The following is a 26,239-nucleotide window of genomic DNA, read 5'->3' as shown; positions in this document are numbered from 1 at the left end:
TCAGCGGCGATCAGGTGCGGCGCTCCGCTGGCTGTTTTCTGAACCTTTTTGGTGCATGACATTGCCTTGCCGGCGGGGTGGAAAAGCCGGCAAGCTGCAGTTGATCGGGCTTTGGCGGCGCCCGGTTGCGGTCAACGTGTGAAAATCGCAAAAAATCATGCTGTCTGCCTGAAATAAGCCTTTCCGTACCAACACTTATCGCGTCAGGTATGCTACTTTTATTGCGCTGCCGTTCCGACGGCCAGTTTTCTTAACTACTAACAAGTAACAGGAGTCACTTAGATGAATAAATCCGAGCTGGTCGAAGTTGCTGCAAAAGAAGCTGGTATTACCAAGGCTGCCGCTGACAAGGCGCTGTCTGCTATCATTGGTGCGGTTGTTCAGACCGTGTCGAAGGGGGAGTCTGTTACCCTGGTCGGTTTCGGTACGTTCAAGTCTGCCGCGCGCGCCGCACGTACCGGCAAGAATCCGAAGACCGGTGCGACGCTGAAAATTCCGGCGACCACGGTGCCGAAGTTCTCAGCCGGTACTGCCTTCAAGGCTGCGGTTGCTGCCAAGAAAACTGCTGCCAAGAAACCCGTTGCCAAGAAGAAGTAATCTGGCATTAACGAATGCGGGGCTCGCTATCACGGGCTCCGCTTTTTACTGTTGCAATGACTAATTCAAACCCAGAAAATCCGCCCGTAGTTGCGCCGCCCGCTCCGCCCGTCAATGACAACCGTCGTCGTCTGCGTGAGCTTCTGTCCATTCCCGAACGAGATCGGACAGACGAGCAATGGGATGAAATCATCGAGCTGGAAATCCAGCTTGCGCCCGGTAATCGTATTTCCGGCAACGAACACCCCGGCAGTTCCGGTGGTGGTCAGCCGCATCACGGCAAGCCTGGTGGTGGTCCCGGTGGTCAGCAGAAAAAGCATCGGCCGCGCACCAACAACAATAACAACAATCGTCGTCCGCGCCAGAACAAGCCGCCTTCAGGCGGAAATCCGGCCTGACCGGTATTGCCCTGCAGCGCTAAATCGGCATAATCGCCGGCATGCAGCATTTTGACCTGATCATCGTGGGTGGTGGGCTGGCCGGCGCCAGTCTGGCGGTAGCCCTGCGCGATACACGTCTGCGTATCGCCCTGGTCGAGCACCAGCCTCCTGTTCGGCCTGCTGGCTGGGATGCGCGTATCTACGCGATCAGCCCGAGCAATGTCGAGTTCCTGGAAACGATTGGTGCCTGGAAGCATCTCGATGCGGCGCGCATGGCGCCGATTCGCGGCATGTCCGTACTCGGGGATGCCGGCGGCAAGCTCGCATTTTCTGCATTCGATACCGGTGTCAGTGAACTGGGCTGGATTCTTGAATCTTCCCTGATGGCCTGTGAGCTTTGGGAAAGCGCCAAGCGTCAGGCCAATCTGAGCATTCTTTGTCCGGCGCGCCCGGCGCAACTCGAGTTTCGCCATGATGCGGCTCACCTGCATCTTGCTGATGGCGCGGTGCTTTCGGCGCGTCTGCTGGTGGCTGCCGATGGTCGCGACTCCTGGGTGCGGCAGGCGGCAGGGCTGGCTGCGCTCAATACGCCTTATGGCGAAAAAGGCCTGGTGGCCAATTTCGCCTGCGAAAAGCCGCATCACAACATTGCTCACCAGTGGTTCCGTGACGATGGCGTGCTGGCTTATTTGCCCCTGCCGGGAAACCGTATCTCGATTGTCTGGTCTACTCCGGATGAACATGCTGACCAGCTCTGTGCGCTTGCGCCGGAAACCCTTTGCGACCGCGTTGCGGAGGCCGGCGGTCATGCCTTGGGCAAGCTTGAATTGCTGACGCCGGCTGCCGCCTTCCCGCTACGCCTGATGCGTGTGCCGCAAACGGTTGCACCGCGTCTGGCGCTGGTTGGCGATGCCGGACACGGCATTCATCCGCTTTCCGGGCATGGCATCAATCTCGGTTTTCAGGATGCCCGTGAGCTTGCCGCGCTGCTGGCAGCGACGCAGCCCTGGCACGATATTGGTGATCTGCGTTTTCTGCAGCGCTACCAGCGGGCCAGGCGTGAGGAAACCGTCCTCATGCAGACCACTACAGATACCCTGCGACGCTTTTTCCGGGCTTCGACGCCCGGTCTGCGTCCCTTGCGAAACATCGGGCTGACTTTGACTGACGGTCTGCCCTTCATAAAAAATGCCCTGGTGCGCTACGCACTCGGCGCCCTCTAGGAGAACTGCATGCGCGGAAAATTGTTGTCGCTGGCCCTCGGTTTGGTGTTTTCGCTGGCTGCCATTGCTGACGAAGCTGAAATTCGGCGGACGATGGAGGCCAAGCTCGGGACCAAGGTCGAAAGTGTTGCCAAGTCCGGCTATCTCGGCCTCTATGAGGTTTACGCCGACGGCAATATCTTCTACACGGACGACAAGGTTACGGCGATCATGGTCGGTGCGCAGTTGATTGACGCCCGGAGCATGAAGAATGTCACCGACGAGCGGATGCGCAAGCTGACTGCGATCAAATTCAATGAATTGCCGCTTGAGCGGGCCATCAAGCATGTGCGGGGTGATGGCAGGCGCGTTCTGGCAACTTTCGAGGATCCGAACTGCGGTTACTGCAAGCGTCTGGCCAAGGACCTGCAGAAACTCGAGAACGTAACGGTCTACACCTTCCTTTACCCGATCTTGTCCGAGGACTCGGTGCGCAAGTCGCGTCAGATCTGGTGTTCTGCTGATCGTGCGCGGGCCTGGAACGACTGGATGATCGATGGCAAGGCGCCTGCCGCCAAGGAAGATTGTGACGTTTCTGCCGTGGCCAAAAACCAGGAGTTCGGTCGCAAGCTGAACATCACCGGTACGCCGACCATTTTCTTCGCAGACGGCGAGCGGGTTCCCGGTGCGGTGCCGCTGGCGCGTATCGAGCAGAAGCTGAGCCAGACCAAATAAACCCGCAGCGGGTTGGAAAAAAAGGGGCGACCGAAGGTCGCCCCTTTTTTATTTGTCGTTTGCCTCTGGCTGACCGGATGAAGGGCGTACGCATGCCGCGAATTAACACGTCGGCATGGCTGTCTTGCGGCCTTTTCCCACTTTGTTGCAATCCTTACAAGTCACTTTAAGTGTTGTTTTCCCGGCCTTGATTTTTAAGGGAAAAATTTCAATAAAACCACCTTGCAAAGTGCAGCTAAGTCCTTGTTGCATAAGAAAAAATTCCCGATTTTTCTATTGACTGAGCAGTGTTGTTGCTCTAAAGTGGGAAAACGTGTTGAAAAGTGGGTAAACGGGGAGTGAGGCAAGGGATGTTTGAAGGGGCTGCAGCAATCAGTCTGGATGCGAAGGGGCGGCTTGCCATACCGGCAAGACACCGCGAGTCCCTGCTCGCCGCCGCTGAGGGCTCGCTCGTCCTGACGGCGCACCCGCATCGCTGTTTGCTGCTTTACCCGTCGCCGGCCTGGCAGCCGATCCGCGACCAGATTCTCAAGGGCTCCAGCCTCAATCCGGCAATTGCCTCGATCAAGCGTGTGTTGGTCGGTAATGCGCGTACCGAAGAGCTTGATTCCGCCGGCCGTCTGCTGGTTTCTACCGAGTTGCGCGAATACGCCAATCTCGGCAAGACGGTCTATCTGGTGGGCATGGGTACGCACTTCGAAATCTGGAGCGAGGCCGGCTGGAAGGCGCAAAACGATCTGGCTGCGGAGGCGCTGTCCGGCGACCTGCCGCCGGGCTTCGGGGATCTGGTGCTGTGACCGCGGGTAGCACCCACGTCACGGTGCTGCTTGATGAGGCGGTAGATTCCCTGGCGATCAAGGCGGATGGCGTCTACATGGATGCCACCTTCGGGCGCGGCGGGCACAGCCGCCGGATTCTTTCCAAACTGAATGAAAAAGGCCGCCTGGTGGCGGTCGACCGTGACCTGCACGCGATTGCGGCCGGTGCGGCCATTGCCGACTCCCGTTTCCTGCTGGTGCATCGCGCTTTCGGTGAAATCGCCGAAGCGGCGGCCGAAGCCGGTGTGCGCGACGTCGATGGAATCCTTTTTGATGTGGGGGTGTCGTCGCCGCAGATCGACGACGGGGAGCGCGGTTTCAGCTTCCGCTACGACGCGCCGCTCGACATGCGCATGGATGTGACGCAGGGCGAGACGGCGGCCGAGTGGCTGGCGCGGGCCGAAATAAGGGAAATTACGGAGGTCATCAGAAATTATGGCGAAGAACGGTTTGCTTTCCAGATTGCAAAGAAGGTTGTGGCTACTCGGCTCGAACAACCAATTGTCACAACAGGCCAGTTCGCGACTCTCGTACGCGAGACCGTGCGCACCCGTGAGCCAGGGCAGGACCCGGCGACGCGCAGCTTTCAAGCTTTACGGATTCATATCAATCAAGAGCTCCGCCAGCTGGAGGTAGCCCTGCCGCAGGCGCTCGAGCTGCTCAAGCCGGGCGGGCGTCTGGTGGTGATTTCCTTCCATTCTCTGGAAGATCGTATCGTCAAAAACTTCATGCGCGCGCAGTCGACCGCTGACACCCTGCCCAAGGGCTTGCCGCTGCGTGCCGATCAGTTGCCGCAGCCCAAGTTGCGCCTGGTCGGCAAGATGATCAAGCCGTCGGCGGCTGAAATCGCAGCCAATCCGCGGGCGCGCAGCGCCGTGATGCGGGTGGCGGAGAAGCTGTGATGGTTCGCTTCAACATGATCCTTCTCCTGATTGCGGTTGTTTGCGCGCTGGGTGTGGTGACCTCTCAGCACCGCGCGCGCAAGCTGTTCCAGGATCTCGAAAGCGAGCAGGAGCGGGCGCGTCAGCTTGATGTTGAATATGGTCAGTTGCAGCTTGAGCTGTCGACCTGGGCAACGCATCCGCGCGTCGAGCAGATTGCCCGCAGTCGCCTGCACATGGTGCTGCCGGATGCGGCCGGGCGTGTCGTGGCGCCGCTGCCCAAGGGAGCGCGCTGATGGTTGTGCGTCGTCGTCCGCAACGCGGTCATCGTTTTACCGAAAGCCCGGTGCTGCAACTAGCCCTGCAGGGCTGGCGCTCGCGCACGGTCGGCTTGCTGCTGATGGCGGCTTTTTTGGCGCTGGTGGCGCGTGGTTTCTATCTGCAGGTCATCAATAACGATTTCCTGCAGGAAAAGGGCGATTCCCGTTATCGCCGCGACATCGAGGTTTCCGCTTCGCGCGGCAAGATTACCGATCGCAATGGCGACATGCTGGCCGTATCTACGCCGATGAAGTCGATCTGGGCGATTCCCGGCGATGCGCGGACGATGGCTGCCGACCAGAAGAAGCAACTGGCCGCGCTGCTCGAAATGAGTCCGCGCGAACTCGATGGCAAGCTCGCCTCGGAAAAGACCTTCACCTTCGTCAAGCGCCAGGTGCCGCCGGAGACTGCCGATCGCATCGCCAGGCTGAAGCTGCCCGGCGTGCATCAGGAGCTTGAATACCGTCGCTACTACCCGACCGGTGATATGACCGCCCACATCGTGGGCTTTACCGGCGTGGACGACAAGGGTCTGGAAGGCGTCGAGCTGGCTTTCCAGCAGAGCCTGCTTGGCCATCCGGGGAGTCGCACCGTCATCCGCGACCGCCGTGGCAGCATTGTCGAAGACGTCGGCGCGACCAAGCCGCCGCAGGATGGCAAGGATGTCCGCCTGGCGCTCGATTCGAAAATCCAGTATCTCGCTTTCAGCAATCTCAAGGCTGCGGTCGATACCAATAACGCCAAGGCAGGTGGCGCCATCGTCATCGATGCCCGCAGCGGCGAGATCCTCGCCCTGGCCAACTGGCCGACCTACAACCCGAACAACCGGCACAGCCTGTCCGGTGCGCAACTGCGTAACCGCGCCATCACCGACACCTTCGAGCCGGGGTCGGTGATGAAGCCGTTTACGGCCGCCCTGGCGCTTGATCGCGGCAAGGTGCGTTTCGATACCGTGATCAATACTGCGCCGGGCAAGCTGACCATCGGCACGGCGACCATTTCCGATGCTCACCCGCACGGGGCGCTGACCGTGGCCCAGGTCATCCAGAAATCGTCCAACGTCGGTACCGCCAAGATCGCGCTCGGCTTCCCGCCCAAGGAAATGTGGGAAATGTTCGACAGCGTCGGATTTGGTCAGGCGCCCAACCTTGGTTTCCCCGGCGAGGTCAATGGCCGGCTGCGCCCCTGGAAAACCTGGAAACCGATCGAGCAGGCCACGATGTCCTACGGACATGGCATTGCCGTCAGCCTGGTCCAGTTGGCCCGGGCTTATACCGTTTTTGCCCGCGACGGCGAGTTGATGCCGCTCTCGCTGATCCGTCTCGACGATACGCCGGTGCATGGCATCCGGATCTTTTCGCCGCAGACCGTGCGCGAAGTGCGCGCCATGCTGGAAATGGCCGTGCAGCCCGAGGGTACCGCACCCAAGGCGCGCGTCGCCGGTTACCGGGTGGGCGGCAAGACCGGTACAGCCTACAAGATCGAAGGCGGTGTTTATGCCCGCAAGTACGTGGCATCTTTCGTCGGTATCGCACCGATCAGCGAGCCGCGCCTGGTCGTTGCGGTGATGATCGACGAGCCATCCGGCGGTGCCCACTATGGTGGCGATGTGGCGGGGCCGGCCTTTTCCCAGATCATGAGTGGCGCCTTGCGCACGCTTGGCGTGCCGCAGGATGCGCCGGTCCAGGTGGCCGAGTCGACCGCCGCAAAGGGGGCGCTGTGAGCATGCCGCGCGAAATCCTCGATCGCCTGGAAAGCATGAATGTCGTGCCGACCGGTGTCGCTGACGACAGCCGCCAGGTGCAGCCCGGTGATCTTTTCCTGGCTTATCCCGGCGATCTGGCCGATGGTCGTCGCTACATCGCCGATGCCGTCGCGCGTGGCGCGGTCGCCGTGGTCTGGCAGCCGGGCGGCGATTTTGCCTGGAATCCGGCGTTGACCGTTGCGAATTTCGCGCATGCCGCCCTGCGCCCGCTGGCCGGGCCGCTGGCGCACGCCGTTTATGGTCATCCGAGCGAAGGCCTGTCCTTGATCGCGATTACCGGCACCAACGGCAAGACGACGATCAGCCAGTGCATTGCCCAGGCTTATGCCAAGCCGTGTGCGGTGATCGGCACGCTCGGCGCCGGCTTCCCCGATGCGCTGAGCGAAACCGGCTTCACGACGCCGGAAGCAACGACGCTGATGCGCTATCTGGCGCAATTCCGCACCGCCGGTGCTGCCGCCTGTGCCCTCGAAGCCAGTTCGATCGGCATCGAGGAAGGGCGGATGAACGGCGCCCGCGTCGATGTTGCCGTGTTCACCAATTTCACCCGCGATCACCTCGACTACCACGGCAGCATGGAGGCTTACGCCGCCGCCAAGGAAAAGCTGTTTGCCTGGCCGCGCCTGCGCACCGCGATCATCAATCTGGACGACGAGCTGGGCCTGAAGCTGATTCGCGAAACGACGGCAATGCGCGTGCTCGGTTACGCGATTGGCGAGGCGAAGCGCGATTTCCCGGCGCTGGTTCGGGCCGAGAATCTGGTCGAAACCCCGTTCGGTCAGCGCTTCAGCCTGCATCTGCCGAACGGTCGCGGTACGGTTGATACGCCGCTGGTCGGGCGTTACAACATCTCCAACCTGCTTGCCGTGGCGGCCGTGCTGCACGATGCCGGCGTCTCGGCGATGGAAGTGGTGCGTCGCCTGTCCGAACTGACCGCACCGGCCGGCCGCATGCAGCGCCTGGGGGGCAATGGCGAGCCGCTGGTCGTCGTCGATTACGCCCACACGCCCGACGCGCTGGAAAATGCGCTCGGCGCCCTGCGTCCGACCGCCGAAACGCGGGGCGGCAAGCTCTGCGCAGTCTTCGGCTGCGGCGGCGATCGCGATCCCGGCAAGCGTCCGCAGATGGGCGCTGTGGCGGCTGCCCTGGCCGACCGCGTGCTGGTGACCAGCGACAATCCGCGCAGCGAAGCGCCGCAAGCCATCATTGAACAAATCACTGCCGGCATGAATGCGCCCGACGTCGAGGCTGATCGTGCCGCCGCGATCCGGCGCGCCATTCTCGAAGCCGACGCCCGCGACGTCATCCTGCTCGCCGGCAAGGGCCACGAGCAGTACCAGGAAGTGGCCGGCGTGCGCAATCACTTTTCCGATCTCGAGCAAGCGCAGGCCGCGCTTGCCTTGCGTCAGACCCAAACCAAGGAGGTTGCCGCATGAACTGGCTGCTTTCCCGTGTTGCCCAGGCTGTAGATGGCCGTCTCGTCGGGGCGGATTTGCCCCTTTCCGGCGTGTCGACCGATACGCGCGCCATTGCCGCCGGCCAACTGTTCATCGCGCTGCGCGGCGAACGTTTCGATGCGCACGACTTCCTCGCGCCGGCCGTTGCCAGTGGTGCAACGGCGCTGCTGGTAGCTGACGAAACGAAGCTGCCGGCCGGTGTTTCGGCCGTGGTCGTGGACGACACGCGGCTGGCCCTCGGTCGTCTCGCCGCCGCCTGGCGCGCCCAGTTCGATATTCCGGTGATCGCCGTAACCGGTTCGAACGGCAAGACGACGACCAAGGAAATGATCGCCGCCATCCTCAAGGCTGCCTTCGGCGATGCCGTGCTGGCGACGCGCGGCAACCTCAACAACGATATCGGTCTGCCGCTGACGCTGCTCGGCCTCAACGCGACGCATCGTGCCGCGGTGATCGAGATGGGCATGAACCATCCCGGTGAAATCGCCTACCTGGCACCGCTCGGCGCGCCCACCGTGGCGCTGGTCACCAACGCGCAGCGTGCCCACCTCGAAGGCATGGGCGATCTCGACGAAGTGGCCCGGGAAAAAGGCAGCATCTTTGCCGGCCTGCAGGCCAACGGTGTCGCCGTGATCAACGCCGACGACGCTTATGCTGAGACCTGGCGCGCGATGGCGGCGCCGCATGCGGTGCGTACTTTCGGCGTCGATCATGCCGCCGACGTGTTCGGCAAGGTGCGCCAGCATGGCCTGGAAACGGCGCTCGAAGTTTGTGCGCAGGAAGGCGAAGCGGCGATCCGCCTGAGCATTCCCGGCCGCCACAACGCGCGCAACGCGATGGCTGCTGCTGCCGCCTGCCTCGCCGCCGGCCTGCCGCTGTCGGCGGTGCTCGCCGGCCTGGAGAGCTTTGCCGGCGTCAAGGGCCGTCTGCAGCGGCGCAGCGGCAAGAACGGCGCCGAGATTCTCGACGACACCTACAACGCCAATCCGGATTCGGTGCGCGCCGGCATCGACGTGCTCGCCGCGACCATCGGTCGCAAACTGTTCGTTCTTGGCGACATGGGCGAAATCGGTGAAGCGAGCGGCCAGTATCACGACGAGATCGGCGGCTATGCCAAGAGCCAGGGTATCGACCGCCTGTACGCGCTGGGCGATGCGGCACAGCAGGCGGTGCGCAACTTCGGTGAAGGCGCCCGTCACTATTGCAATGTCGAAAAGCTGATCGCAGCGGTCGACAAGGAATTGGGCCCGGAAACCACCGTACTGGTGAAGGGCTCGCGCTTCATGAAAATGGAACGGGTCGCCGATGCGCTCGCCGCCGTTGCAACCCCGCAGGAGAACCACTGATGCTGCTCGCATTGGCCCAATGGCTCGCACAGGACGTGCGTTTCTTCAACGTGTTCAACTACATCACGTTGCGTACCGTGCTGGCGGCGATGACCGCGCTGCTCATCTCCTTTGCCGCCGGCCCCGGCGTCATTCGCTGGCTGGCCGCCAAGAAGATCGGTCAGGCGGTGCGCACCGACGGGCCGCAGACGCATCTCGTCAAATCCGGTACGCCGACCATGGGCGGCGTCCTGATCCTCATCGCGATCGGCATCACGACGTTGCTGTGGGGCGATTTGACCAATAAATACGTGTGGACCGTGCTGGTGGTTACGCTCGGCTACGGCATCGTCGGCTGGTACGACGACTGGAAGAAGGTGGTCTATCGCGATCCGGCCGGCCTGGCCGCCAAGTGGAAATACTTCTGGCAATCGGTGCTTGGCATCGGTGCCGCGCTCTTCCTTGCCTTCTCTGCCAAGTCCGGCGCCGAAACCCAGCTCATCGTGCCCTTCTTCAAGTCGGTCGCCTATCCGCTGGGGATCATCGGCTTCATCACGCTGACCTATTTCGTCATCGTCGGCACCAGCAATGCGGTCAATCTGACCGACGGCCTGGACGGCCTGGCGATCATGCCGACCGTGATGATCGCCTCGGCCTTCGTGCTCTTCGCCTACGTTACCGGCCATGCGGTGTACGCCAAATATTTGCTGATTCCCTACGTGCCGGGCGCTGGCGAGCTGTGCATCTTCCTCGGTGCGATTGCCGGGGCCGGCCTCGGCTTCCTGTGGTTCAACGCCTATCCGGCCGAAGTCTTCATGGGCGACGTCGGTGCGCTGGCGCTCGGCGCTGCGCTCGGCATCGTGGCCGTGATCATCCGCCAGGAAATCGTGTTGCTGATCATGGGTGGCGTCTTCGTCGTCGAAACCCTGTCGGTGATGCTGCAGGTCAGCTGGTTCAAATACACCAAGAAAAAATACGGCGAGGGCCGCCGCATCCTGCGCATGGCGCCGCTGCACCACCATTTCGAACAGACCGGCTGGAAGGAGACGCAAGTCGTCGTCCGCTTCTGGATCATCACCATCATGCTCGTGCTGGTCGGGCTGTCGTCGTTGAAGCTGCGGTAAACATGGAACTCAAGGGCAAACGCGTTCTGGTAATCGGGCTCGGTGAGTCCGGACTGGCGATGGCCAAGTGGCTGCATCGTCAGGGCGCGTGCGTCCGTGTCGTCGATTCGCGCGCCAACCCGCCGAACGTCGATGCCCTGCAAGCGGTGGCGCCGGGCGCCGAGCTGCTCGCCGGCGAGTTCACGCCGGCCACGTTTGCCGGTTGCGAACTGGTCGCGCTGTCGCCGGGCGTGCCCAAGGCGACGCCGGCCATTGCTGCGGTCGACCTGCCCCTGATCTCCGAAATCGAGCTGTTTGCCGCCGGCGTGCGCGAACAGGTGGCGGGCTCGCAGATCATTGCGATTACCGGCAGCAACGGCAAGACGACGACCACGGCGCTGACCGCCTATCTGCTGAATGCGGCCGGCGTGCCGGCGATTGCCTGCGGCAACATCTCGCCGTCGGCGCTCGATGCGCTGATGGACGCGCAGGATGCCGGCGCTTTGCCGCAAGTCTGGGTGGTCGAGTTGTCCAGCTTCCAGCTCGAAACGACGCATCACCTGAACGCTGCCGCCGCGACCGTGCTCAATATCTCGGAAGATCATCTCGATCGCTACGAGGGTAGCCTTGCCAATTACGCCGAGGCCAAGTCGCGCGTTTTCCAGGGCAAGGGTGCGATGATCCTCAATCGCGATGACGACTGGTCGATGGCGAATGGTCGCTGTGGCCGCAAGATGATCACCTTCGGCCTGAATGCTGCGCCGCGCGGCGTCGATTACGGTTTGGTCGATGGCGCCATCTGCCGTGGAAAAGAGGCTTTGGTAGCGGTCGACCGTCTGAAACTGTCCGGTTTGCACAATGCCGCCAACGCGATGGCGGCGCTGGCGCTGTGCGAGGCGGTTGGCGTCGCACCGGAACGTCTGGTCGAGCCGCTGCAGAATTTTGCCGGCCTGCCGCACCGCGTCGAAACCGTTGCCGAGATCGCTGGCGTGCTCTACGTCGATGACTCCAAGGGCACCAATGTCGGCGCCACGCTGGCCGCCATCGAAGGCATGGGGCGCAAGGTCGCCATCGTGCTTGGCGGCGACGGCAAGGGCCAGGACTTCTCGCCCTTGAAGCCGGCGCTGGAAAAACATGGCCGTGCCGTGGCGCTGATCGGCCGCGATGCGGCCGCGATCGGCATGGCCCTCGAAGGCAGCGGCGTGCCGACCCGCATCCTCGGCGACATGGAAGCCGCCGTGCGCTGGCTGGCCGGTCATGCCGAAGCCGGCGACTGCGTGCTGCTCTCACCGGCCTGTGCCAGCCTCGACATGTACAAGAATTACGCGCACCGGGCACAGGCTTTCATCGACGCGGTGGGAGGGCTGACGGCATGATGATTGGTGCCCTCGACGCGCCGCGCCGCCAGGTGGCCGAGATCGATTACGCGCTGCTGTGGAGCGTGCTGATCCTGCTCTTCATCGGCCTGGTCATGGTTTATTCGGCCTCGATCGCGACGGCCGAAGGTGGCCGCTTCACCAATCATCAGCCGGCCTACTACCTGATCCGGCATGGCATCTTCCTGTGCATCGGCATGGTTGCCGCCGCCGTCACCTTCCAGGTGCCGATCAGCCTGTGGCAGAAATATTCGCCCTACCTGTTCATGATCGGCGTCGTGCTGCTCGCCATCGTCCTGATTCCCGGCCTCGGCCGCGACGTCAATGGCGCCCGCCGCTGGCTGCCGCTCGGCTTTGCCAATTTGCAGCCGTCCGAACTGATGAAAATGTTCGCCGTGCTCTATGCGGCCGACTACACCGTCCGCAAGATCAACGTCATGCATGACCTGAAACAGGCCTTCCTGCCGATGTTCGGCGCGATGGCCATCGTCGGCATGCTGTTGTTGAAGGAGCCGGACTTCGGTGCCTTCGTCGTGATCATCTCGATCGCCATGGGCATCCTCTTCCTCGGCGGCCTGCGGGCGCGGCTGTTTGCGCTGCTCATCGTCGGCCTGCTGATCGCCTTCACGGTAATGATCATCGTCTCGCCCTACCGGCGCGACCGCGTCTTCGGCTTCATGGATCCGTGGGCCGATGCCTTCGGGCGCGGCTACCAGCTGTCGCACTCGCTGATCGCCTTCGGTCGTGGCGAGCTGTTCGGCGTCGGCCTCGGTGCCAGCGTCGAGAAACTGTTCTACCTGCCGGAAGCGCATACCGACTTCCTGCTCGCCGTGATTGCCGAGGAGATGGGTTTCTTCGGCGTTGTCGCGGTGATCGGCTTGTTCGCGCTGCTCGTCCAGCGTGCCTTCGCCATCGGCCGCCAGTGCGTCCAGCTCGACCGCCTTTACCCGGCGCTGGTCGCGATGGGCATGGGCATCTGGTTCGGCGTGCAGTCCTTCATCAACATGGGCGTCAACATGGGCCTGCTGCCGACCAAGGGCCTGACCCTGCCGCTGATGAGCTTCGGCGGCTCCGGCATCTTCGCCAACTGCGTGGCGCTGGCGATTCTCTTGCGGGTTGACTGGGAGAACAGGCAACTCATGCGGGGAGGCAAACTATGAGCAAAACCATCATGATCATGGCCGGCGGTACTGGCGGCCACATTTTCCCGGCCCTCGCAGTTGCTCACAAGCTCCGCGATGCCGGCTGGCGCGTCGTCTGGCTGGGTAATCCGGATGGTATGGAAGCCCGCCTGGTGCCGCAGCACGGCTTCGAGATGGTCTGGGTCAAGTTTGCCGCGCTGCGCGGCAAGGGTCTGCTGCGCAAGCTGCTGCTGCCGATCAACCTGCTGCGTGGTTTCTGGCAGGCATGGCAGGCGATCCGTCAGGTGCAGCCCAGCGTCGTGCTCGGCATGGGCGGCTACATCACCTTCCCGGGCGGCATGATGGCGGCCCTGCTGGGCAAGCCGCTGGTCGTGCATGAACAGAATTCCGTGGCCGGGCTGGCCAACCGCGTCCTGGCCGGTGTTGCCGACAAGGTGGTGAGCGGTTTCCCCGACGTGCTCAAGGGCTGTGTCTGGGCGGGTAATCCGGTGCGCCCGGAAATCGCCGCCATTGCCGCACCCGCCGAGCGTTTTGCCGAGCGTACTGGCGCCCTGCGCCTGCTGGTCATTGGCGGCAGTCTCGGCGCCCAGGTGCTCAATGAGTCCGTGCCCAAGGCGATGGCGCTGCTCGCTGCCGACCAGCAGCCGCAGATCGTGCATCAGGCCGGCGAGAAACATATCGAAGCCCTGCAGGCCAATTACGCCGCCGTCGGTGTGCAGGCGCACTGCGTGCCTTTCATCGAGGACATGGCGGGCGCCTACGAATGGGCCGATCTGGTTATTTGCCGTTCCGGCGCGTTGACCGTTGCGGAACTGGCTGCGGCCGGCGTCGCCAGCATCCTGGTGCCCTTCCCGCATGCGGTCGACGATCACCAGACCGGGAATGCGAAATTCCTGGTCAATGTCGGCGGCGCCTTCCTGCTGCCGCAAACCGAATTGACGCCGGAAGCGATTGCGCTAATCCGGAACTACAGCCGCAGCCAGCTGCTGGAAATGGCCGAAAAGGCCCGCAGCCTGGCCAAGCCCGACGCCACCGCAGAAGTGGCCAATATTTGCGCCGAGAGTGCCAAGTGAAACATAAAGTCAAACACATCCATTTCGTCGGTGTCGGTGGTTCCGGCATGAGCGGCATCGCCGAAGTGCTGGTCAATCTGGGGTACACGGTCAGCGGTTCCGACATCGCGGCCAGCGCGACGACCCGCCGTCTTGAAGGCGAAGGCATCCAGGTGACGATCGGCCATGCCGCCGAAAACATCCAGGGCGCCCAGGCTGTCGTCGTGTCCACCGCGGTCAAGGCCGACAACCCGGAAGTGGTCGCGGCGCGCGAACGGCACATCCCGGTCGTGCCGCGTGCCCTGATGCTGGCCGAACTGATGCGCCTGAAACGCGGTATCGCGATTGCCGGCACGCACGGCAAGACGACGACGACCAGTCTGGTGACCAGCATCCTCGCTGAAGGCGGCATCGATCCGACCTTCGTCATCGGGGGGCGTCTGAATGCGGCCGGTGCCAATGCCCGCCTCGGTTCCGGCGACTTCATCGTGGCTGAGGCCGACGAGTCGGATGCGTCCTTCCTGTTCCTGTCGCCGGTCATCTCGGTGGTTACCAATATCGACGCCGACCACATGGAAACCTACGGTCACGACTTCGAGCGCCTCAAGGGTGCCTTCGTCGATTTCCTGAACCGTCTGCCGTTCTATGGCGTGGCCGTGGTTTGCGGCGACGACGCCAACGTGCGCGCCATCCTGCCGCAGGTGGCCAAGCAGACCATCACTTACGGCCTGTCCAGCGAGTGCAATTTCTACGCCGAGAACATCGTGGCCGACGCCGGCCAGATGCGTTTCGATTGCGTGCGGGTCAATGGTTCGGTGTCGCGCCTGTCGATCACGCTCAACACGCCGGGCATGCATAACGTGCTCAATGCGCTGGCGGCGATTGCCGTGGCGACCGAAGTGCAGGTGCCGGATGCTGCCATCGTCAAGGCATTGGCCGAGTTCAAGGGCGTTGGTCGCCGTTTCCAGCGCTATGGCGAAGTGGCCCTGCGCAGTGAGGACGGTACTTCGGGCGGTTCCTTCACGCTGGTCGACGACTACGGGCATCACCCGGTCGAAATGGCCGCGACCCTGGCTGCCGCCCGTGGTGCTTTCCCCGGTCGTCGCCTGGTGCTGGCCTTCCAGCCGCACCGCTATACGCGCACCCGCGATTGCTTTGAGGACTTCATCAAGGTGCTCTCAACGGTCGACGCGCTTTTACTGGCCGAAATCTACGCCGCCGGCGAAGCGCCGATTGTCGCTGCCGATGGCCGTTCGCTGGCCCGCGCGCTGCGCGTCGGCGGCAAGGTCGAGCCGGTGTTTGTCGAAGATATCGCGGCGATGCCGCAAACGATCATGGATGTCGCGCGTGACGGCGACGTGGTGTTGTGCATGGGCGCCGGTTCGATCGGCGCCGTTCCGGGCAAGGTGGTGGAGTTCAAATGAGCGGTTTCGGTAAAGTCGCAGTCCTTTTCGGCGGTACGTCCGCCGAACGCGAGGTTTCCCTCAACAGCGGTTCGCGCGTGCTCGCCGCATTGCAGGGGCAGGGCATCGACGCCCATCCGTTCGATCCGGCCGAGCAGCCGCTCGATGCGCTCAAGGGTTATGACCGCGCCTTCGTCGCGCTGCACGGTCGACACGGCGAAGACGGCACAATCCAGGGCGCCCTCGAGCTGATGCACATTCCCTACACCGGTTCCGGCGTGATGGCGTCGGCGCTCGGCATGGACAAATTCCGCACCAAGCTGCTGTGGCGTGCCGCCGGCCTGCCGATTCCCGATTACGCGCTGCTTGCCGCCGATTCGGATTTCGATGAAGTCGAGGAAGAGCTTGGCCTGCCGATTTTCGTCAAGCCGGCGCATGAAGGTTCGTCGATTGGCATCAGCAAGGTCAAGGAGCGCGGCACACTGCGCGCCGCCTATGCCGAGGCCGCCAAGTACGACTCGCTGGTGATCGCCGAGCGCGGCGTCATGGGCGGCGAATACACGGTCGGCATCCTCGGCGACCAGGCCCTGCCGATCATCAAGATCGAGCCGGCTTCCGAGTGGTACGACTACGAAGCCAAATACAACCGCGACGACACGCGCTACCTCTGCCCCTGCGGCCTGCCGGAAGCCAAGGAACTGGAAATCCGCAAGGGCGCCCTCGAGGCCTTCCGCATCCTCGGTGGCCGCGGCTGGGGACGGGTCGATTTCCTGATGGATGAAGACGGCAATCACTATTTCCTGGAAGTGAACACCGCACCGGGCATGACTGATCACTCGCTGGTGCCGATGGCGGCCCGCGTGAACGGCATGGAGTACCCGGCGCTGGTGCGTCGCGTTCTCGAAATGGCTGCCAACGATTGAGTGGATGAATGTGGAACAAACCGCACCTGCTGAACGCCATTGCCGACCTGCTGATGCTGGTCGCTTCGGCTGCCTTGCTCGCCGCAGCGGCGGTCTGGTTGGTGCGCGTGCCGTCCTTGCCGGTGCGCCAGGTGGTTTTCGCCGACGTGCTGCCGCATACGCGGCGTCTGGAAATCGAGCAGGTCTTGCCGGGAACGCTGAAGGGAAATTTCTTCAGTCTGAATCTGGAAGCCGTGCGCGGCACGCTGGAGAAGCTGCCCTGGGTGCGCAAGGTCGATGTGCGGCGCGTCTGGCCGGCCCGGCTGGAAGTCAGGATCGAGGAGCATCGGCCGGTGGCGCGCTGGGGCGAGGGGCGGGGCGAGCTGGTGAACAGTTATGGCGAGGTTTTCACTGCCGTGCTCGGCGACTCGGAACTCGCCGTGCTGCCTTTGCTGGCCGGTCCGGCTGGCAGTTCGCAGGAAGTGCTGCGGCGTTACAGCGATCTGGTCGGCAGCTTCCGGACGGTCGGCGAGAAACCGGTGCAGGTGACCCTGTCGCCGCGGCTGGCCTGGCAGTTGAAGCTGGAGAACGGAATGTTGGTGGACATGGGGCGCGAGCAGGCCAAGGCGCCGCTCGGAGTGCGTCTGCAACGCTTTATCGAGGTTTATCCGGAAACGGTCGCCAAGCGGGCGATACGGCCGGCAGTGGTGGATTTGCGCTATCCGAACGGCTTCGCGATGCGAGTCGCGGGCGAAGGGAAGGGAAAGTAGGCATATGAGCAGGGATAACAAGGATCTGGTCGTTGGTCTGGACATCGGGACGTCGAAGATCGTCGCGCTGGTCGCCGAGATCAACCAGGAAGGCCAGCTGAACGTGATCGGCATGGGCTCGCAGGATTCGCGCGGCCTGAAAAAGGGCGTCGTGGTGAACATCGAGGAAACGGTGCACACCATCAGCCGCGTCGTGCAGGAGGTCGAACTGATGGCCGACTGCAAGGTGCGCGACGTCTATACCGGGATCGCCGGCAGTCACATCAAGAGTTTCAACTCGAACGGCATGGTTGCGATCAAGGACAAGGAAGTGACGCCGTCCGACGTCGAGCGCGTCATCGAGACCGCCAAGGCGATGCCGATTCCGGCCGATCAGGAAATCCTGCACATCCTGACCCAGGAATTCGTCATCGACGGCCAGGATGGCATCCGCGAGCCGATCGGCATGAGCGGCATGCGCCTGGAAGTGAAGACGCATATCGTCACCGGCGCCGTTTCGGCTGCCCAGAACATCGTCAAGTGCGTGCGCCGCTGCGGCCTGGAAGTGAATGACCTTGTGCTGCAACCGCTCGCTTCCAGCTACGCCGTGCTCTCCGAAGACGAAAAGGATCTCGGTGTCTGCCTGATCGATATCGGCGGCGGCACGACCGATCTCGCCGTGTGGACGCAGGGCGCCATCCGCCACACTTCGGTGATCCCCATCGCCGGCGACCAGATCACCAACGACATCGCCATGGCGCTGCGTACGCCGACCCGCGAGGCCGAAGACATCAAGTGCAAGTACGGCTGTGCCCTGTCGCAACTGGCCGATGCTGCCGAGAACATGGAAGTCGCCGGCGTTGACGACCGGCCGAGCCGCAAGTTGAGCCGCCGGGCGCTGGCCGACGTTATCCAGCCGCGCGTCGAGGAGCTCTACGAGCTGATCCAGAACGAACTGCGCCGCGCCGGCTTCGAGGAGGTTTTGTCCTCCGGCATCGTGTTGACCGGTGGCGCCAGCGTCATGCCGGGCATGGTCGAACTGGGCGAGGAAATCTTCCACATGCCGGTCCGTCTCGGCAACCCGAAATACCACGGCAGCCTGGCCGATGTTGTCCAGAACCCGCGTTTCTCGACCGCCTACGGCTTGTTGCTCGAAGCCCAGGCGCAAAGGAAGCGCGGTCAGAAGATCCAGGAAAAGCAGGGCTTCATGGATGTCTTCCAGGGAATGAAGTCCTGGTTCGTAAAGAATTTTTGATTTGTATTTGAACAGTTTTTTCAGAGGAGGTAGTCATGTTTGAGATCATCGAGAAAGACGAAGAAGTCGGCACGATCATCAAGGTGTTCGGGGTCGGCGGGGCCGGTGGCAATGCCATCGAGCACATGATTCGCGAAGGCGTGAACGGCGTTGAATTCATCGCCGCCAACACCGACGCACAGGCGCTCAGCCGCAATGCTGCGTCGAGCAAGCTGTCGCTCGGCAAGACCGGTCTGGGCGCTGGCGCCAAGCCGGAAAAGGGCCAGGAAGCTGCCCAGGCGCATCGCGACGAAATCCGTGCGACGCTGGAAGGCGCCCACATGGCTTTCATCACCGCCGGCATGGGCGGTGGCACGGGTACCGGTGCCGCGCCTGTGGTCGCCGAAATTGCCCGCGAAATGGGCATCCTGACGGTGGGTGTCGTGACCAAGCCGTTCAGTTTTGAAGGCAACAAGCGGATGAAGTCCGCCGAAGCCGGTATTGCCGAATTCTCCAAGCATGTCGATTCGCTGATCGTCATCCTCAATGACAAGCTGATGGAAGTCATGGGCGACGATGCCGATGTCGACGATTGCTTCAAGGCTGCTGACGATGTGCTGAAAAACGCCGTCGGCGGTATTGCCGAAATCATTACCTACCCGGGTCTGGTCAACGTCGACTTTGAAGACGTGCGTACCGTGATGGGTGAAATGGGCCGCGCCATGATGGGTTCCGCTGCCGCTGCCGGCGTTGATCGCGCCCGCATCGCTGCTGAACAGGCCGTCGCTTCTCCGCTGCTCGAAGGCGTCAACCTGTCCGGTGCCAAGGGCGTGCTGGTCAACATCACGGCTGCCAAGGGCGGCCTGAAGATGAAGGAAGTCAATGAAGTGATGAACACCGTCAAGGCCTTTGCGGCCGAAGACGCACACATCATCTTCGGCGCCGTGTACGACGAACTGATGGGTGACCAGCTGCGCGTCACCGTGGTTGCCACCGGTCTCGGCCAGGCGGTTGCCAAGCGTCAGACTTTCGAAGTCATCAATACCCCGGTCCTGCAGGCGCAGGCCACCGGTACGCACGATGCCGTGGCCTTCTCCAGCGGTTCGGCCATCGACTACAACCAGATCGCCGATGTCCCGGCCGTGGTGCGCAAGCGCAACGTGACGGTCGAGGCGCTGGCCAACAGTGGTGTGGATCGTTACGACATTCCGGCTTTCCTGCGCAAGCAGGCGGATTGATGTAACAAAGCCTTTCTCTGAAAAAGGGCGGCGGCGCGTTGTGTTACAATGCGCCGCTCCCCAAATTATTCAAGCACTTGCATGCTCAAGCAACGCACGCTCAAGACAGTTATTCGCGCCTCAGGTGTTGGCCTGCATGGCGGCGTCAAGGTCAATATGGCCCTGCGCCCGGCTGCCCCCGATACCGGCATCGTCTTTCGTCGCGTCGATTTGCCCGAGCCGGTGGATATTCCTGCCAAGGCCTTCATGGTCGGCGACACCCGCATGTGCTCCTGTCTGGAACTGGACGGGGTGAAAGTAGGCACCATCGAACACCTGATGTCGGCCTTTGCCGGTCTCGGTATCGATAACGCCTGGGTAGACCTGGATGCGCCGGAAGTGCCCATCCTTGACGGTTCGGCTGCACCGTTCGTTTTCCTGATCCAGTCCGCTGGTATCGAGGAACAGAATGCCGCCAAGAAATTCATACGCGTCACGCAGCCCATCGAAGTTCGCGATGGCGACAAGTGGGCGCGCTTCGAACCTTACGACGGCTACAAACTGGCTTTTTCCATCGTTTTCAATCACCCGGCCATCGACAAGTCGGCACAAAAGGCCGTCATCGACTTCGCTGAGCAGTCCTACACGCGCGAAGTGGCGCGGGCGCGCACCTTCGGCTTCATGCAGGAAGTCGAATACCTGCGTGAAAACGGTCTGGCGCTGGGCGGTGGTCTGGAAAACGCGATCGTGCTCGACGAATTCCGCGTTCTCAACCAGGATGGCCTGCGCTACGGTGACGAGTTCGTGAAGCACAAGATCCTTGATGCCGTCGGCGATCTCTATCTGCTCGGGCATCCGCTGCTTGCCGCGTATTCGTCGCACAAGGGCGGGCATGCGCTGAACAATCAGCTGGCGCGCGAACTGCTCAATCATCAGGAATCCTGGGAGTTCGCTTCCTTCGATGTCGCCGAGCAGGCACCGGTTGGCGTCACGCGCTGGCTGAATCAGCCGGCCTGATTTTCCGGTCGCAGCGGCGGCCGGTTTTCCCTGTTTTTTGTTGGTCGACCGCTACGCCGAGGCGTGCCGGATACGGCTCAGTCGCGCCGGATTGCGCGTTCGAGCAGACGGTCGAGCGCTTCGCGCAGCGGGCCTTTTGGCAGTTTTTCGGTGCTTGACCGCAGCGCGTCGCAGGCCTTGCCGGAAATCGGCTTCTGCGTGGAAGTGGTTGATTGCGAAAGAATTTCGCGGGGTTGAACTTTTACTTCCATGACGCTACACTCCGCCCCTCCTTTCGATAACTCGCTGCACAGGCGCTGACTCATCTGGCGAATTTTGGCGGCGACCGCACCGTTGTCGGTGTGGATAACGATTTTCCCCGACTTGTAATTGGCGACCCGCGCCGAGTGCTGAAAAGCCGCTGGTGCAATCGTTTCGAAGTGGCGTGAGAGCTGGAGCAAAAGGCGTGCGTGGGCCATGAAGCGGCCACTGGCGGCGTCACGGTCGAGATAGTGCTCTGGCCCGTTGTACATAGGAGGTTCCATGCAGATTATTCTGGTTTCGCGCCATCTGAAGGCGGCGCGCACAATCACCATTATGCCTCGTCATGTCGTGGCGGTGCTTGCCGTCGTGCTGACCCTGGTCTTTTCCGCCTCGGCGATCTTTTCCTGGCTGTCGGTGCATTTCCGTCTGCCGCTGGTCGAGGACCTGATGCTGTCGTTGCAGCGCCAGGAGTCGCAGAAGTCGCGCGACTATGTCAGCAACAACCTGCAACTGATGGCGACCCGGCTCGGCGAACTGCAGGCGCAGGTCTTGCAACTCGATGCCCTGAGCGAACGGGTGGCGAATCTTTCCGGCATCAAGCGCGAAGCCCCGGTGGCCCGCGCGAAAGCAGGGCAGGGCGGTCCTTACTTGCCGGCGCCGATGACGGAAAGCGCGTTGCAGGGCGAAATCGAGCGGCTGATGGCGACGGTCGAGCGCAAGACCGACGAGCTCGCCGTGCTCGAATCGCGCCTGCTCGAAAAGAAAGTGCGTGATCGCCTGTTGCCGACCACCTTGCCAGTCAAGGACGCTACGCTGGGTTCTCCCTTTGGCCATCGCAGCGATCCGATTGCCGGTTTGCGTGCCATGCACGAAGGCATCGACTTCACCGCTGAAACCGGCACGCCGGTGGTCGTGGCGGCGGATGGAGTCGTTCTTTCGGCGGAATATCACCCTGATTTCGGCAATGTCATCGACGTCGACCACGGCGAAGGCCTGAGTTCGCGTTATGCCCACCTGTCGCGTATCGATGCCAAGCCGGGCAGTCTGGTCAAGCGTGGCCAGTTGATCGGCGCGATCGGTACGACCGGACGCTCGACCGGTCCGCATCTGCATTTCGAGGTGCGGATGTTCGGTGTGGCGCAGGACCCGGCGCTGTTCCTGAAAAAGGGTGTCGAGTTTGCCCAGGTCAAGCGCCGTTGATCTACCGCAAACTGACATAAAGACATAACACAGCCAGGCAGCGTCAGGTCAGGACTGCGTGCTAGAATCGGCGCTTTGCTGCAGCGCGCAACCAACCTTCGAACGCGATGATTTCTGGCCTACTCAAAAAGATTTTCGGCAGCCGCAATGACCGGCTGATCAAACAATATTCCCAGACCGTACGCCGCATCAATGCGCTCGAGCCCTCGCTCGAAGCCTTGAGCGACGAGCAGCTGCGCGCCAAGACGGACGAGTTCCGGCAGCGCTATGCCAACGGTGAAACGCTTGATGACCTGCTGCCGGAGGCCTTTGCGGTCGTCCGTGAAGCCGGCAAGCGCGAACTGGGCATGCGCCACTTCGATGTCCAGATGATCGGCGGCATGGTGCTGCATTACGGCAAGATTGCCGAAATGCGCACCGGTGAAGGCAAGACGCTGGTCGGCACGCTGCCGGCCTACCTCAATGCCATTTCCGGCAAGGGCGTGCATGTCATCACGGTCAATGACTACCTGGCCACCCGCGACTCGGAGTGGATGGGGCGTCTGCATCGCTTCCTCGGCCTGACTGTCGGCGTCAACCTGTCGCAGATGGATCACGAAGCCAAGCAGGCCGCCTACGCTGCCGACATCACCTACGGCACCAACAACGAATTCGGTTTCGATTACCTGCGCGACAACATGGTCTATACGGCCGGTGAACGCGTCCAGCGCAGCCTCAATTTCGCCATCGTCGACGAAGTGGACTCGATCCTGATCGACGAAGCGCGTACGCCGCTGATCATTTCCGGCCAGGCCGATGACCAGACCGATCTCTATGTCCGCATGCGTGGCATCGTGCCGCTGCTGTCGCGTTCGGCCGAAGAAAATGGCGAAGGCGATTTCTGGGTCGACGAGAAGGGCCACCAGGTCCATCTGTCCGAAGCCGGTTACGTGCATGCCGAGGAACTGCTCGCCGAGCACGGCATCCTCAAGGAAGGCACCAGCCTTTACGACGCCGCCAACATCACGCTGATGCACCACCTGAATGCCGCCCTGCGCGCCATGACGCTGTTCCACAAGGACCAGCATTACGTCGTGCAGAACGGCGAAATCGTCATCGTCGACGAGTTCACCGGTCGCCTGATGTCCGGTCGCCGCTGGTCGGATGGTCTGCACCAGGCCGTCGAAGCCAAGGAAGGCGTCGCCATCCAGGCCGAGAACCAGACGCTGGCCTCGATCACCTTCCAGAACTACTTCCGCATGTACGGCAAGCTGGCCGGCATGACCGGTACAGCCGATACCGAAGCCTACGAATTCCACCAGATCTACGGTCTGGAAACCGTCGTTGTCCCGACGCATCGCGCCATGGTGCGCAAGGACATGAACGACCTGGTCTTCAAGACGGCGGACGAAAAGCATGCGGCGATCATTGCCGACATCAAGGAATGCGCCAAGCGTGGCCAGCCGGTGCTGGTCGGCACGACCTCGATCGAAGCTTCGGAACTGCTTTCCGGCCTGCTCGACAAGGAAGGCCTGACGCACAACGTGCTCAACGCCAAGCAGCATGCCCGCGAAGCAGAAATCGTCATTGAAGCCGGTCGACCGGGTGTGATCACCATCGCGACCAACATGGCCGGTCGCGGTACCGACATCGTGCTCGGTGGCAGCATCGAAAAGGCGACCTCGGCGATCAAGCACGACGAATCCCTGCCGCCTGCCGAACGCGACGCGAAAATCGCCGAAATGCGCGCCGAATGGCAAAAGGCGCACGATCAGGTGCTCGCTTCCGGCGGTCTGCACATCATCGGTTCCGAACGCCACGAATCGCGCCGCATCGACAACCAGCTGCGCGGTCGCGCCGGTCGTCAGGGCGATGCCGGCTCCTCGCGTTTCTATCTGTCGCTCGACGATCCCTTGTTGCGCATCTTTGCCGGCGAGCGCCTGCGCGCCATCATGGACAAGCTGAAAATGCCGGAAGGCGAAGCGATCGAGCATCCGCTCGTCACCCGCTCGCTGGAATCGGCGCAGCGCAAGGTGGAAGCCCGCAACTTCGACATCCGCAAGCAACTGCTCGAATACGACGACGTCGCCAACGACCAGCGTAAGGTGATCTACCAGCAGCGCAACGAACTGCTCGAAACCGACGACATCTCGGAAACCATCACCGCGATGCGCCACAGCGTCATCGCCGAGACCTTCCGTCTCTACGTGCCGGCCGAGTCGGTCGAAGAGCAATGGGACATGGAAGGCCTGGAGCGTGCGCTGGCTGCCGATCTGCTGATCGAAGCGCCGGTTGCCGAATGGTTCAGGAACGAACCGACGCTGTCCGACGAAGACATCCTGTCGCGCATCGTGCATCGTGCCGACGAGGCCTATCAGGCCAAGGTTGATCTGGTCGGCGGTCCGAATTTCCACCAGTTCGAACGTAATGTCATGCTGCAGAGTCTCGACTCGCACTGGCGCGAACATCTGGCAGCGCTCGACCACCTGCGTCAGGGCATCCATCTGCGCGGCTACGCCCAGAAGAACCCGAAGCAGGAATACAAGCGCGAAGCCTTCGAGCTGTTCGAAGGCCTGCTCGACCTGGTGCGCAAGGAAGTCACCCGCATCGTCTTCACCGTGCAGATCCGCTCGGCAGAAGACGTCGAGGAAACCGCGCCGCATGCCGACGTGCAGAACGTGCAGTACCAGCACACCGGTTACGACGAAGCGCTCGGCGATGCCGATGCGGCCGGCGCAGCCCCCGCCGCGGCAGACGATGCACCGAAGATCGGTCGCAACGATCCCTGCCCCTGCGGTTCGGGCAAGAAGTACAAGCACTGCCACGGAAAACTGTCCTGATTTTTACTGATTCCCCCCAAGGCACCCGCGTGGTGCCTTGATGCTTTTGGAGCCATGAGAATGCCTGTCAATTACGCTACCCCTGCTGCCGATCAACTCTTTCCCGTGGCCGGTGTGCGCCTTGGTGTTGCCGAGGCCGAAATCCGCAAGAAAAACCGGCGCGACCTGACCCTGGTGGCGCTCGATGCCGGTTGTGCCGTGGCCGGCGTGTTCACGCAGAACCGCTTCTGCGCTGCGCCGGTGCAGATTTGCCGCAAGCATCTGGCGGGCGGCAAGGAAATCCGCGCCCTGGTCATCAATACCGGGATTGCCAATGCCGGTACCGGCGAACCGGGCCGTCAGGCGGCGCAGGAGACTTGCGATGCGGTCGGCGCCCTGCTTGGTGTTGCGCCGGACCAGGTACTGCCGTTTTCGACCGGCGTAATTCTCGAGCTTTTGCCGGTCGACCGGATCAAGGCCGGTCTTCCGGCTGTTTTCGCCGATCTGAAGGCGGATAACTGGCATGCTGCCGCGCACGGCATCATGACCACCGACACCGTCGCCAAGGCCGCTTCGCGCGTCCTGACGGTCAACGGCAAAAAAATCAGCATTTCCGGCGTCTCCAAGGGCGCCGGCATGATCAAGCCGAACATGGCGACCATGCTCGGTTTCCTTGCCACCGATGCCGGCATCGCGCAGCCGCTGCTGGATGCGCTGGTCAAGGAAGCCGCCGATGCTTCCTTCAACTGCATCACGGTCGATGGCGACACCTCGACCAACGATTCCTTCGTGATGATCGCCTCCGGCCAGTCCGGCGCCAGCTTCGCTGCCGAAACCGACGCCGGCTGGGCCGAGGTCAAGGCCGCGATCATTGCTGCTTCCGTTGAGCTGGCCCAGGCCATCGTGCGCGACGGCGAAGGCGCCACCAAGTTCATCACGGTCGCCGTCCAAGGCGGCAAGTCGGTTGAAGAGTGCCGCCAGGTCGGTTACGCGATCGGTCACTCGCCGCTGGTCAAGACCGCCTTCTTCGCCTCCGACCCCAATCTCGGGCGCATTCTCGCCGCCGTCGGTTACGCCGGCATCACCGATCTCGACGTCGATGGCGTCAAGGTCTGGCTGGACGATGTGCTGGTTGCCGAAAACGGCGGTCGGGCGGCGGCCTACAAGGAAGAGGACGGCGCCCGCGTCATGGCACAGGCCGAAATCACCGTACGCGTCGATCTCGGGCGCGGTGCGGCACAGGCCAGCGTCTATACCTGCGACTTTTCCTACGACTACGTCAAGATCAACGCCGATTACCGTTCGTAGCAGCCAAGTCCGGG

At 62.4% G+C, this 26,239-nt stretch carries 25 protein-coding genes; 22 read left to right on the top strand and 3 right to left on the bottom strand.

The features are described from left to right. Nucleotides 1-282: 282 nt before the first annotated feature. Nucleotides 283-597: an HU family DNA-binding protein gene (locus KI612_RS16975; protein ID WP_226441242.1), complete on the top strand. Its 315-nt coding sequence runs from the start codon at nt 283-285 to the stop codon at nt 595-597. A 65-nt stretch (nt 598-662) separates the two neighbouring features. On the opposite strand, the gene KI612_RS16970 is transcribed toward KI612_RS16975, so the two are convergent. Beyond that, a complete protein-coding gene (locus KI612_RS16970) occupies nt 663-917 on the bottom strand; it encodes a hypothetical protein (protein WP_226441241.1) in 255 nt (84 codons plus the stop codon). Beyond that, nucleotides 902-1,045, bottom strand: a complete 144-nt coding sequence (locus KI612_RS16965; RefSeq protein WP_226441240.1) for a hypothetical protein — start codon at nt 1,043-1,045, stop codon at nt 902-904. The genes KI612_RS16970 and KI612_RS16965 overlap by 16 nt, the downstream gene beginning before the upstream one ends. Between KI612_RS16965 and KI612_RS16960 the strand changes: the two genes are divergently transcribed. From KI612_RS16960 to lpxC, 18 genes are all read left to right on the top strand, one after another. Next, the gene (locus KI612_RS16960; protein WP_226441239.1) at nt 1,037-2,200 is read left to right on the top strand and encodes a UbiH/UbiF family hydroxylase; all 1,164 of its coding nucleotides are present in this window, start codon (nt 1,037-1,039) and stop codon (nt 2,198-2,200) included. The two genes, KI612_RS16965 and KI612_RS16960, sit on opposite strands and share 9 nt — an antisense overlap. Nucleotides 2,201-2,209: 9 nt before the next feature. Next, nucleotides 2,210-2,914: a DsbC family protein gene (locus KI612_RS16955; protein ID WP_226441238.1), complete on the top strand. Its 705-nt coding sequence runs from the start codon at nt 2,210-2,212 to the stop codon at nt 2,912-2,914. Between the two features lie 350 nt (nt 2,915-3,264). Beyond that, nucleotides 3,265-3,711: a division/cell wall cluster transcriptional repressor MraZ gene (gene mraZ, locus KI612_RS16950; RefSeq protein ID WP_226441237.1), complete on the top strand. Its 447-nt coding sequence runs from the start codon at nt 3,265-3,267 to the stop codon at nt 3,709-3,711. Continuing rightward, complete coding sequence (rsmH, locus tag KI612_RS16945) at nt 3,708-4,634, top strand: 16S rRNA (cytosine(1402)-N(4))-methyltransferase RsmH (RefSeq protein WP_226441236.1); 927 nt, start codon at nt 3,708-3,710, stop codon at nt 4,632-4,634. Before mraZ ends, rsmH begins: the two co-directional genes overlap by 4 nt. Beyond that, the gene (gene ftsL / locus KI612_RS16940; RefSeq protein ID WP_226441235.1) at nt 4,634-4,909 is read left to right on the top strand and encodes a cell division protein FtsL; all 276 of its coding nucleotides are present in this window, start codon (nt 4,634-4,636) and stop codon (nt 4,907-4,909) included. Before rsmH ends, ftsL begins: the two co-directional genes overlap by 1 nt. Further along, complete coding sequence (locus tag KI612_RS16935) at nt 4,909-6,657, top strand: peptidoglycan D,D-transpeptidase FtsI family protein (protein WP_226441234.1); 1,749 nt, start codon at nt 4,909-4,911, stop codon at nt 6,655-6,657. Before ftsL ends, KI612_RS16935 begins: the two co-directional genes overlap by 1 nt. 2 nt (nt 6,658-6,659) lie before the next feature. Next, on the top strand, nt 6,660-8,135 hold the full coding sequence (locus KI612_RS16930) for a UDP-N-acetylmuramoyl-L-alanyl-D-glutamate--2,6-diaminopimelate ligase (RefSeq protein ID WP_226441233.1): 1,476 nt from the start codon (nt 6,660-6,662) through the stop codon (nt 8,133-8,135). After that, nucleotides 8,132-9,502 (top strand): UDP-N-acetylmuramoyl-tripeptide--D-alanyl-D-alanine ligase, encoded by a 1,371-nt coding sequence (locus KI612_RS16925; protein WP_226441232.1) that lies wholly within the window; start codon nt 8,132-8,134, stop codon nt 9,500-9,502. The genes KI612_RS16930 and KI612_RS16925 overlap by 4 nt, the downstream gene beginning before the upstream one ends. After that, nucleotides 9,502-10,605: a phospho-N-acetylmuramoyl-pentapeptide-transferase gene (gene mraY / locus KI612_RS16920; RefSeq protein ID WP_226441231.1), complete on the top strand. Its 1,104-nt coding sequence runs from the start codon at nt 9,502-9,504 to the stop codon at nt 10,603-10,605. The genes KI612_RS16925 and mraY overlap by 1 nt, the downstream gene beginning before the upstream one ends. Before the next feature lie 2 nt (nt 10,606-10,607). Next, entirely contained in the window at nt 10,608-11,960 is a 1,353-nt protein-coding gene (gene murD, locus KI612_RS16915) for a UDP-N-acetylmuramoyl-L-alanine--D-glutamate ligase (RefSeq protein WP_226441230.1), read from the top strand. Continuing rightward, nucleotides 11,957-13,120, top strand: coding sequence for a putative lipid II flippase FtsW (gene ftsW, locus KI612_RS16910; protein ID WP_226441229.1), 1,164 nt, complete (start codon nt 11,957-11,959; stop codon nt 13,118-13,120). The genes murD and ftsW overlap by 4 nt, the downstream gene beginning before the upstream one ends. Then, nucleotides 13,117-14,175 (top strand): undecaprenyldiphospho-muramoylpentapeptide beta-N-acetylglucosaminyltransferase, encoded by a 1,059-nt coding sequence (gene murG / locus KI612_RS16905; protein ID WP_226441228.1) that lies wholly within the window; start codon nt 13,117-13,119, stop codon nt 14,173-14,175. The genes ftsW and murG overlap by 4 nt, the downstream gene beginning before the upstream one ends. Next, nucleotides 14,172-15,578: a UDP-N-acetylmuramate--L-alanine ligase gene (gene murC, locus KI612_RS16900; RefSeq protein ID WP_226441227.1), complete on the top strand. Its 1,407-nt coding sequence runs from the start codon at nt 14,172-14,174 to the stop codon at nt 15,576-15,578. Before murG ends, murC begins: the two co-directional genes overlap by 4 nt. After that, the gene (locus KI612_RS16895) at nt 15,575-16,480 is read left to right on the top strand and encodes a D-alanine--D-alanine ligase (RefSeq protein ID WP_226441226.1); all 906 of its coding nucleotides are present in this window, start codon (nt 15,575-15,577) and stop codon (nt 16,478-16,480) included. Before murC ends, KI612_RS16895 begins: the two co-directional genes overlap by 4 nt. Before the next feature lie 8 nt (nt 16,481-16,488). Then, on the top strand, nt 16,489-17,229 hold the full coding sequence (locus tag KI612_RS16890) for a cell division protein FtsQ/DivIB (RefSeq protein ID WP_226441225.1): 741 nt from the start codon (nt 16,489-16,491) through the stop codon (nt 17,227-17,229). Nucleotides 17,230-17,233: 4 nt separating this feature from the next. After that, entirely contained in the window at nt 17,234-18,463 is a 1,230-nt protein-coding gene (gene ftsA / locus KI612_RS16885) for a cell division protein FtsA (RefSeq protein ID WP_226441224.1), read from the top strand. 35 nt (nt 18,464-18,498) lie between these two features. After that, nucleotides 18,499-19,680 carry a cell division protein FtsZ gene (ftsZ, locus tag KI612_RS16880; protein ID WP_226441223.1) on the top strand — a complete coding sequence of 394 codons (1,182 nt, stop codon included), beginning with the start codon at nt 18,499-18,501 and terminating at the stop codon, nt 19,678-19,680. An 81-nt stretch (nt 19,681-19,761) separates the two neighbouring features. Beyond that, nucleotides 19,762-20,676 (top strand): UDP-3-O-acyl-N-acetylglucosamine deacetylase, encoded by a 915-nt coding sequence (lpxC, locus tag KI612_RS16875; protein ID WP_226441222.1) that lies wholly within the window; start codon nt 19,762-19,764, stop codon nt 20,674-20,676. Between the two features lie 77 nt (nt 20,677-20,753). On the opposite strand, the gene KI612_RS16870 is transcribed toward lpxC, so the two are convergent. Continuing rightward, nucleotides 20,754-21,200, bottom strand: coding sequence for a DciA family protein (locus KI612_RS16870; RefSeq protein ID WP_226441221.1), 447 nt, complete (start codon nt 21,198-21,200; stop codon nt 20,754-20,756). Between KI612_RS16870 and KI612_RS16865 the strand changes: the two genes are divergently transcribed. The 3 genes from KI612_RS16865 (at nt 21,199) to argJ (ending at nt 26,225) form a co-directional block, all read left to right on the top strand. Next, complete coding sequence (locus KI612_RS16865) at nt 21,199-22,119, top strand: M23 family metallopeptidase (protein WP_226441220.1); 921 nt, start codon at nt 21,199-21,201, stop codon at nt 22,117-22,119. The two genes, KI612_RS16870 and KI612_RS16865, sit on opposite strands and share 2 nt — an antisense overlap. 107 nt (nt 22,120-22,226) lie before the next feature. Further along, a complete protein-coding gene (gene secA, locus KI612_RS16860; RefSeq protein WP_319002961.1) occupies nt 22,227-24,938 on the top strand; it encodes a preprotein translocase subunit SecA in 2,712 nt (903 codons plus the stop codon). A gap of 60 nt (nt 24,939-24,998) precedes the next feature. Next, the gene (gene argJ / locus KI612_RS16855) at nt 24,999-26,225 is read left to right on the top strand and encodes a bifunctional glutamate N-acetyltransferase/amino-acid acetyltransferase ArgJ (RefSeq protein ID WP_226441219.1); all 1,227 of its coding nucleotides are present in this window, start codon (nt 24,999-25,001) and stop codon (nt 26,223-26,225) included. The last annotated feature ends 14 nt before the right edge of the window (nt 26,226-26,239 follow it).

This window comes from Quatrionicoccus australiensis, assembly GCF_020510525.1.
GTDB classification, from domain to species: domain Bacteria; phylum Pseudomonadota; class Gammaproteobacteria; order Burkholderiales; family Rhodocyclaceae; genus Azonexus; species Azonexus australiensis_B.
This window is presented reverse-complemented; position numbering and strand designations above follow the sequence as displayed.

What these genes read in the sequence shown, in the direction of transcription:
- KI612_RS16975 (WP_226441242.1), top strand. Translation starts at nt 283, where the DNA reads ATGAATAAATCCGAGCTGGTCGAAGTTGCTGCAAAAGAAGCTGGTATT.
- KI612_RS16970 (WP_226441241.1), bottom strand. Translation starts at nt 917, where the DNA reads ATGCTTTTTCTGCTGACCACCGGGACCACCACCAGGCTTGCCGTGATG.
- KI612_RS16960 (WP_226441239.1), top strand. Translation starts at nt 1,037, where the DNA reads ATGCAGCATTTTGACCTGATCATCGTGGGTGGTGGGCTGGCCGGCGCC.
- KI612_RS16965 (WP_226441240.1), bottom strand. Translation starts at nt 1,045, where the DNA reads ATGCTGCATGCCGGCGATTATGCCGATTTAGCGCTGCAGGGCAATACC.
- KI612_RS16955 (WP_226441238.1), top strand. Translation starts at nt 2,210, where the DNA reads ATGCGCGGAAAATTGTTGTCGCTGGCCCTCGGTTTGGTGTTTTCGCTG.
- mraZ (WP_226441237.1), top strand. Translation starts at nt 3,265, where the DNA reads ATGTTTGAAGGGGCTGCAGCAATCAGTCTGGATGCGAAGGGGCGGCTT.
- ftsL (WP_226441235.1), top strand. Translation starts at nt 4,634, where the DNA reads ATGGTTCGCTTCAACATGATCCTTCTCCTGATTGCGGTTGTTTGCGCG.
- KI612_RS16935 (WP_226441234.1), top strand. Translation starts at nt 4,909, where the DNA reads ATGGTTGTGCGTCGTCGTCCGCAACGCGGTCATCGTTTTACCGAAAGC.
- KI612_RS16930 (WP_226441233.1), top strand. Translation starts at nt 6,660, where the DNA reads ATGCCGCGCGAAATCCTCGATCGCCTGGAAAGCATGAATGTCGTGCCG.
- KI612_RS16925 (WP_226441232.1), top strand. Translation starts at nt 8,132, where the DNA reads ATGAACTGGCTGCTTTCCCGTGTTGCCCAGGCTGTAGATGGCCGTCTC.
- mraY (WP_226441231.1), top strand. Translation starts at nt 9,502, where the DNA reads ATGCTGCTCGCATTGGCCCAATGGCTCGCACAGGACGTGCGTTTCTTC.
- murD (WP_226441230.1), top strand. Translation starts at nt 10,608, where the DNA reads ATGGAACTCAAGGGCAAACGCGTTCTGGTAATCGGGCTCGGTGAGTCC.
- ftsW (WP_226441229.1), top strand. Translation starts at nt 11,957, where the DNA reads ATGATGATTGGTGCCCTCGACGCGCCGCGCCGCCAGGTGGCCGAGATC.
- murG (WP_226441228.1), top strand. Translation starts at nt 13,117, where the DNA reads ATGAGCAAAACCATCATGATCATGGCCGGCGGTACTGGCGGCCACATT.
- KI612_RS16895 (WP_226441226.1), top strand. Translation starts at nt 15,575, where the DNA reads ATGAGCGGTTTCGGTAAAGTCGCAGTCCTTTTCGGCGGTACGTCCGCC.
- KI612_RS16890 (WP_226441225.1), top strand. Translation starts at nt 16,489, where the DNA reads ATGTGGAACAAACCGCACCTGCTGAACGCCATTGCCGACCTGCTGATG.
- ftsA (WP_226441224.1), top strand. Translation starts at nt 17,234, where the DNA reads ATGAGCAGGGATAACAAGGATCTGGTCGTTGGTCTGGACATCGGGACG.
- ftsZ (WP_226441223.1), top strand. Translation starts at nt 18,499, where the DNA reads ATGTTTGAGATCATCGAGAAAGACGAAGAAGTCGGCACGATCATCAAG.
- lpxC (WP_226441222.1), top strand. Translation starts at nt 19,762, where the DNA reads ATGCTCAAGCAACGCACGCTCAAGACAGTTATTCGCGCCTCAGGTGTT.
- KI612_RS16865 (WP_226441220.1), top strand. Translation starts at nt 21,199, where the DNA reads ATGCAGATTATTCTGGTTTCGCGCCATCTGAAGGCGGCGCGCACAATC.
- KI612_RS16870 (WP_226441221.1), bottom strand. Translation starts at nt 21,200, where the DNA reads ATGGAACCTCCTATGTACAACGGGCCAGAGCACTATCTCGACCGTGAC.
- secA (WP_319002961.1), top strand. Translation starts at nt 22,227, where the DNA reads ATGATTTCTGGCCTACTCAAAAAGATTTTCGGCAGCCGCAATGACCGG.
- argJ (WP_226441219.1), top strand. Translation starts at nt 24,999, where the DNA reads ATGCCTGTCAATTACGCTACCCCTGCTGCCGATCAACTCTTTCCCGTG.